Here is a 7,466-nt window from a genome sequence, read left to right as displayed (position 1 = left end):
AGTCTTGAGCTTACTATAGTGACTTGCTTGTACTGCAAGATGTCCATTACTTGATGACAGAATACCTTCCCGTAATAGAAGCTGAATGCGAGACTGAAGCTGACTTTCAGGCTCTCCTAAACTGAGGGCCAGGTGGGGTCGACTCATGGGGCCATGAATGAGTAATGAATGAAGTAAGTAGCGATCGATATTGGTTAAGGTCGGCAGATGGGGTAATGAAGGGCTGACTTCATGCAGCACTAGCCCTGATTCGGATGACGTTGTGGTGCTAAAATTATAGCCGGAGAGATTTTCAGTTGAATTATCTTCTTCTTGAATACGGAGGCTCTGCAGCCAAAGACAAACAGCAATTTGACCAACACCGGATGAGTAATTAGACAACGATGTCCAGTAAGACTGACGAAGATTATCGGAATCGGCATCTAGATTATTGGCATCCACAACCGTTTTGACGATTGGGTTTAGCCAAGCTTGAAGCATTGGGCCATCTAGCTTCGGAAGCGATCGCACATTGTTGAAATAGGCGCTAATTTGGCAAACCATATCAAGAAAATCCCAAGCCCACTGATTGCAGCCAACAACCCAGAAACAGTTGCGATTGTGAGCCATAATCTCCCGCAAATATTCAATGCCATCCCAGCCACCAATACAGCGCAGGAAATATTGCTCTAGGCAAGGCAGAAGACAAATGGTGGTACGTTGTTCCAGATCTTCATCTTCGATCGCCTCATGCATGGCGGAAACATTGGTAGATTCTATCTGAGGATACGCGCTCAGAGCCTGCTGAATCTGCTGCGTGAGGCTCAGAGGATCCCTAGGACGAGCTTGGTCATCAAGCGGGACGATCACAATTCCAGGGGCATGGTGCCAGTTACGAATACTGTCGCTCATGATCTTGGCGATCGCTTCCACGGGACTAGATAAGAAGACTAGGCTATTGGGTGCATCTAGGTTGTGTTGCCAATCTTCAATTGCGGTAGCGATCGCGTCCTGAACCTCCGTTTGATAAGCCTCTGGGCTAGACAAATCGTTGATGGCTTCTATGAGCTGTGCTTGTAAAATATCAGGAATTTCTACAAGTCCATGGTCTGAGTCAGTATCCTGAGCTTGGGAAAACCATGATTGGGCTTGTTGCCAAATAGAGTGGATAAAAGAATAAATCATCACTAGGATAGAGCTAGTCTGCCAGACTAGACAGCCCCTCAGCTAAGGTTGACGTGCTACCGATATCTTACAGATATTGCCTAGGTGTGCGATCAAAACCTTGACAAGCAATTAGGTGAAGATCAAAACAGACAGACGGCTTAGGAGCATATGGTTCATGGATGCCATTGCGCCACTTGATTTTACCATTGCGCTGGGAGTTGCTGAATCAGAGTATAAACCTTGATCTACAAGCGCTGAAACCGCCTTCGTTTGCCAAATCCTACTGCCATGCAGCAATACCTTGCGCTCATCGGGCGATCGCTCTTCCATCTATCCCCAGCTTAGACGTATGAAGTAGACATAGTGGGGAACATCAACGCATTACGAGGGTGGATCGGTGAGGCGATCGAAATAGCGCTCGATGAGTAAAATAGCGACAATATCATCAATGGGGCGGGGAATAGATCGCAGCTTTTGGGGTAGTAATCGACGGATGCCCTTAGGTGGATACATATCCCAGTAGCGATCGCGGGCCTGGAGAGTACTGTAGCGCTCATCGACCATCACCACACGCAAAGACGTAGGCAGTTCGTCCACCACTTTCTGTTTCCATTGCTTAGCAGAGGTTTGATTGCCCATCACCATCAAAGAAATGGGAAACTGCTGTTGTAGGGTGTTGATAGTGGCGATCGCTTGTTCCGCACTCACGACCTGTTGAAACAGCAGCCGACGGTCTAGCGCCATGACCGCAATGCCACATTTTTGTCGCCCCGGATCAAAGCCCAGAATAACGGGCTGCTGAGGTGTTATAGGTGAAGGTGCAGAACCCATGCTTCATCCTGCTAAGGTGCAATATGGTACAGCTATCGTCACATGAGTTAGGACATCAAGAAACCCTGGAGACGATTGTTTGAACAATCTAGGGGAGGTCTCAACCAGATTGACCGAGGCTATAGCTGTCACGTGATCAGCCAAGTCTCATGCTAAGCCAAGATGCCTGCCAAAGTTGTTGCTTGCCCATCTGATTTTGCCCATGACCGCCCATGACCTATGATGTTGCCTCGCTGTTGAACCTGTCGCCGGAGATGCTGCCTGGGTTACAGCCCAACCATGCCCTAGTTTGGTGGATCGATCGCCGCCAATTGCCTCTCCCTTCCGAGGTTGCCCAGAACCTCCTCAGTGCCGAGGAGCAGCAGCGGGGCGATCGCTTCAAGTTTCCCGTTGATCGCGATCGCTACCGCACCAGTCGCGCTATCCTGCGGCTGCTGTTGTCCCACTATTTGTCATGTCCACCTGATCAAATTCCATTTCAATACAGCTCCACTGGCAAGCCTGGTTTGCCGTCTCCCTATGATCAGATGGGCCTGCAATTCAATCTCTCCCACGCTGGCACCATAAGTCTCTATGGGTTGACAGTAGGCAACCGAATTGGGGTTGATCTCGAACCCCAGCGCACCATTCCCCATCTTGATGACATCGTCAAAACCCAATTTTCACCACAAATTGCCGCCCAGTTTTGCCAAGTTTCGCCCCAAAACGCCCCAGTCTACTTTTTTCGACTGTGGACAGTCACCGAAGCCTATTTGAAAGCGACGGGGCAAGGGTTAGCAGGTCTAGCAGCGGTGAACCTTTGGGAGAATGCGATCGCTCCCTTCGAGTCTCTAACACCGGTGCCTGGATTACCCCAACCTTGGTCTACGCTGCTGTTTGAGATGCCAGAGTCTACGGTGGGGGCGATCGCTATAGAGGGCAAGGCGATCAAGGTTGCCATCTATAGCAACTGCCACTCTCTCTCAGACAACGATTCTAGGGCAACAATATGAATCCACCAAGAGATCAAGTCATCAGTCATCACTGGTTGGGCTGAGCCAGACACCGTTTGGGTTGAGCCTGTCCCCGCGCTCTTTAATCCTTTACCTAGCTCACGATGACAAGAGATGCCACCGTTCAGGGATACTTGGCACGAGTCTTAACATAACTTCACATATCACAAAGATTGTATGAGGCTAGGTGAATTTGCCCGGCAGCGGTTCGGCATCCTTGAACATGGTAGCTATAATGACCTTGACGTTTGGGTTCTTGACATGCCCAAACAGGTCTATCTTGCTGATCCTTCTAATGTGTTCCTAGGGATGATGCGCTGAGCATATGTCTCTGCCATGCTTGACTGACGCACCAGGGAAGCTGATGGTTGGAAGCCCCTAACCCTAGCCTTCTCTCCCAGGGAGAGAACAAGATCTATCGATCGGTTTCCTTCTCATTTAGAGAGAATGACGCAGGAGACTGAATCATTTTTGTCTCTTTTGGGGAGAGGGCTAGAGTGAGGGGATACAACGTTGATCGGGTAACCAGGTTGCTAAACCAGTCAATTCACCCCTCCATCTGCGTTCACTATTGGATGGGATTGGGTAATTTAAGAGTGCTGGCACTCTACTATCTATAAATTTTGAGAAGCGTGATGCAGTCCACTCAAACTCCAGTTCCCTCCGCCACTCGTCTTCAATACACAGTTGCTGTAGCAGCAACGTTTACAGCCGAGCCGTTAGAGGAATCATTAGCGTTTTGGATAGACAAGCTGGCATTGCCAGCATCCGTGGAGTTTACACCCTATAACCAAGTCTTTCAGCAGCTACTCAACCCTACAAGTTTGATGGCGGAGAATCAAACAGGGGTGAATGTGGTGCTGCTTCGCTTTGAAGATTGGTGGCGCTTTAGCCAATCATCGGACGAGATGAGCGATGCGGATCGCTTAGCCGATGTTCAGCGCAATGCCCAGGACTTGATCCAGGCATTTCAATCTACCCTGGCGCAGTCTTCCGCTGCCTATATCCTGGGTATTTGTCCCTCATCACCCCCAATCCAAGAGCATCCAGACTGGGCGATCGCGTTTCAAGCTATTGAAGATCAGATTGAAGCCGAACTCGGTAGTGCCAGCAATTTCCACCTACTGCGATCGCCAGACTTTGAGCGCTATGGATCTACATCGGTCTATGACCCTGAACGCGATCGCCTTGGGCATATTCCGTTCACGTCAGACTTTTTTGCTACCCTTGGCACCACCCTAGCCCGTCGAATCTATACCATTAAGCGATCGCCCTATAAGGTGATTGTGTTGGATTGTGACAACACCATCTGGAAGGGGATTGTGGGCGAAGATGGCATTGATGGCATTCAGGTGACCGATGCCTTCCACACCCTGCAGCAATTCATGATTGAGCAGCAGGAATCAGGGATGGTGCTATGTCTCTGCAGCAAAAACAATGAAGCCGATGTGATGGAGGTGTTTGAGCAACGCACAGACATGCCGCTCAAGCTGGATCACCTGGTCAGTTGGCGGGTGAATTGGCTGCCGAAGTCGGGCAATATTCAATCCTTGGCGGAGGATCTCAATCTTGGCCTCGATAGTTTTATTTTTATAGACGATAACCCGGTGGAATGTGCGGAGGTGCGGCTCAACTGTCCGGAGGTTTTGTCCCTACAATTACCGAAGGATGAAAACGACATTCCGGCATTCCTAGAGCATGTCTGGGCCTTTGATCACCTGCGGGTGACTGAGGAAGACCGCAAGCGCACGGCACTCTATCAGCAAAATGTGGCGCGATCGCGGCTAGAAAAAGAAGCTCCCTCCCTTGAGGTGTTTCTCGCCAGCTTGGACTTGTCTACCACCATGACGGTTCCAACAGCAGAGCAACAGTCGCGGGTAGCCCAGCTCACCCAGCGCACCAATCAGTTTAACTGCACCACTCGTCGCCGCTCTGAGGCTGATGTGCAGCAACTGGCCGCCCAAGGTCTGAACTGCCGCGCCGTTGAAGTGAGCGATCGCTTTGGCGACTATGGGCTGGTGGGAGTGATGATTTTTGGACCTCGCAGCGGAGCCCTAGAGGTCGATACCTTTTTGCTCAGTTGCCGCGTGTTGGGCCGCGGCGTGGAATATCAAATGCTGCGGGAACTGGGGCAAGTGGCCCAGCGGCAAGGGCTATCCACGGTGCGTTTGTTATTTATTCCTTCAAAGAAAAATCAACCGGCCCTCAGTTTCCTAGAGCGCTGTGGTGCAGAGTTTCAGCAGGCTACCGATGAGGGATTTTGCTTCGAGTTTCCCACCGACTATGTGGTCAACCTGAGCTACAATCCAACCGAGGAGCGCTCTGATGCAGCCTCGTCGAAGCCCAAGTCTCCATCATCCCAATCCCAGGGCAGTCCGTCTGAACGGTTGCAGATGATTGCTGCCGAGCTGCGATCGCCCACCCAGGTGCTGCAGCATATTCGCCGCCAAGGCAAAGGCGATCGCCCAGACCTAGGACATACCGCCGTTGCGCCGAACACTGAGACCGAGACGATTTTGGTAGACCTCTGGTCAGATCTGCTCAATCTCAAAACCGTGGGCATCACGGACGACTATTTTGATCTAGGGGGAACGTCCTTGCTCGCTGTTGAGGTGGTCGTGCAGATCGAGCAGCGGTTTGGCGAGCGTCTGCCGTTGACCACCCTGCTAGAGCGGCCCACCATTCAAAAGCTGGCCCAGCGTCTCGACCACCATGAGGCGCAAACCGGCGAGCCAACCTCCCTGATCCTATTGCAGTCTGGAGATGCCAGCCCACCGCTGTTTCTCATCCATGATGGCGACGGTGAAACCTTGCTCTATCGAAATTTAGCCAAACGCCTAGCCCCCCGCCCGGTGTATGGGATCCAGCCGCTCAGCCGTCCTGGTTTTCCCATTTTGCATACGCGCATTCAAGACATGGCTGCCTACTATATCCAGCAAATCCGTCAGGTGCAGCCAGAAGGCCCCTATTTGCTGGGGGGGATGTGTGCCGGTGGCGTCCTGTCCTTTGAAATAGCCTGTCAGCTTGAAGCCCAGGGGCAACCCGTTGCCCTGGTTGCCTTGATGGATGCTGCCTACATCCATGCTCAAGAAAAGGTGGGACGCATTGCCAGCCAGCGGCTGAATCGGTTCACCCAAGCCCTAGAAGAGGAGAGCCGCCGACCGCTCCATGAACGTCTCCTGGGCATTGCAGTGAAAGTCGTGACCAAGGCCTCTAACTTGGTGCGCTATGAAACCCAATCTCGGATCCAGAAGGCCAGCAATCGCCTCCAGTTTAAGCTGATGCGCTTTTACCTCGATCGCCAAGCGCCGCTACCCAAATTCCTCAAGGGATTGCCGGTGCGCACGGTCTACCTGTTGTCTGCCGAGGAGTATAAGCCCAAGAAACTCTATCAGGGAGAGCTGCTGCTGCTGCGAGCCACCACGGGCGAGGGCGATAATGAACCCCATATTTGTAGATTTGTGGATAATCTGCTGGGATGGGGCGATCTGACTGCCCAGGACGTGAAGGTCTATGATGTGGCTGGTGGTCATGCCAGTATGCTGCAAGAACCCGCTGTTGAAGACATGACGCAGCGTATCCACAGCTATATTGAACAGACCTTACAGCAGACCTAATGAGACTAAATGAGCCGAATTTCAGGTTGCATTGGTTGGTATAAAACACGAGTTCTATGACAGGTTCTATGACCATAAGTGATTCCCTTGCAGTAAACGACCCGTCGGTTTTAGTGGTGATCGTCAACTATCGCACGTCACGGTTAGTGGCAGATGGCTTGCGATCGCTGGTTGAGGAGGTACAAACCCATCCCAGTATTCGCGTGGCGGTGGTGGATAATGAGTCGGGTGATGATTCGGTAGAGTATCTGCAGGCTGCGATCGCAGAGAATCAGTGGGACTCTTGGGCAACGCTGATTCCCTCAGGGCATAACGGTGGCTACGCCTATGGCAACAACATCGCGGTGCGTCCGGCGCTACAATCCTCTGACCCACCGGATTACTTCCTGTTGCTCAATCCCGATACCGCCGCTCGACCGGGTGCCATCTGGGCCCTCGTGGAGTTTATGGAGCAGCACGAGAAGGTGGGCATCTGCGGTAGTGGCTTAGAAAATGCCGATGGATCGCCTTGGCCGATCGCTTTCCGGTTTCCCTCCTTGCTGAGTGAGCTAGATTCAGGCCTCCGGATCGGCTTGGTCAGCAAACTGTTGAACCGCTGGGTGGTACCTCGGGAGATGAGTAACGAAGAGGCTCAGGTGGATTGGCTGCCCGGAGCCAGCATGATGGTGCGCCGCCAAGTCTTTGAAGAGATTGGGCTGATGGACGAGGGCTATTTTCTGTACTACGAAGAAACCGATTTCTGCCTGCAGGCACGGCGGGCGGGTTGGCTGTGTTGGTATGTGCCCCAAAGTCGAGTGATGCATATTGCCGGACAAAGTACCGGTGTCACGGTACGCACCGATCGCCCCAAACGCCTGCCCACCTACTGGTTTGAGTCACG

The 7,466-nt window shown here is 52.1% G+C and carries 5 protein-coding genes; 3 read left to right on the top strand and 2 right to left on the bottom strand.

Features of this window, described 5'->3' with window-relative positions; translation table 11 throughout:
• Positions 1-1,164: hypothetical protein (locus V6D20_19665; GenBank protein HEY9818002.1), on the bottom strand; the 1,164-nt coding region annotated here is incomplete at its 3' end.
• 363 nt (positions 1,165-1,527) lie between these two features.
• A complete protein-coding gene (locus tag V6D20_19660; GenBank protein HEY9818001.1) occupies positions 1,528-1,977 on the bottom strand; it encodes a pre-16S rRNA-processing nuclease YqgF in 450 nt (149 codons plus the stop codon).
• Between the two features lie 212 nt (positions 1,978-2,189).
• Between V6D20_19660 and V6D20_19655 the strand changes: the two genes are divergently transcribed.
• From V6D20_19655 to V6D20_19645, 3 genes are all read left to right on the top strand, one after another.
• Entirely contained in the window at positions 2,190-2,969 is a 780-nt protein-coding gene (locus tag V6D20_19655) for a 4'-phosphopantetheinyl transferase superfamily protein (protein ID HEY9818000.1), read from the top strand.
• Positions 2,970-3,604: 635 nt separating this feature from the next.
• A complete protein-coding gene (locus V6D20_19650) occupies positions 3,605-6,586 on the top strand; it encodes an HAD-IIIC family phosphatase (GenBank protein HEY9817999.1) in 2,982 nt (993 codons plus the stop codon).
• 68 nt (positions 6,587-6,654) lie between these two features.
• Positions 6,655-7,466, top strand: an 812-nt coding sequence (locus V6D20_19645; protein ID HEY9817998.1) for a glycosyltransferase family 2 protein, incomplete at its 3' end; no start/stop codon positions are given.

The organism is Candidatus Obscuribacterales bacterium (assembly GCA_036703605.1).
Classification (GTDB): Bacteria; Cyanobacteriota; Cyanobacteriia; order RECH01; family RECH01; genus RECH01.
The sequence above is the reverse complement of the archived record's forward strand: the minus strand, read 5'-3'. Positions and strand labels throughout refer to the sequence as shown.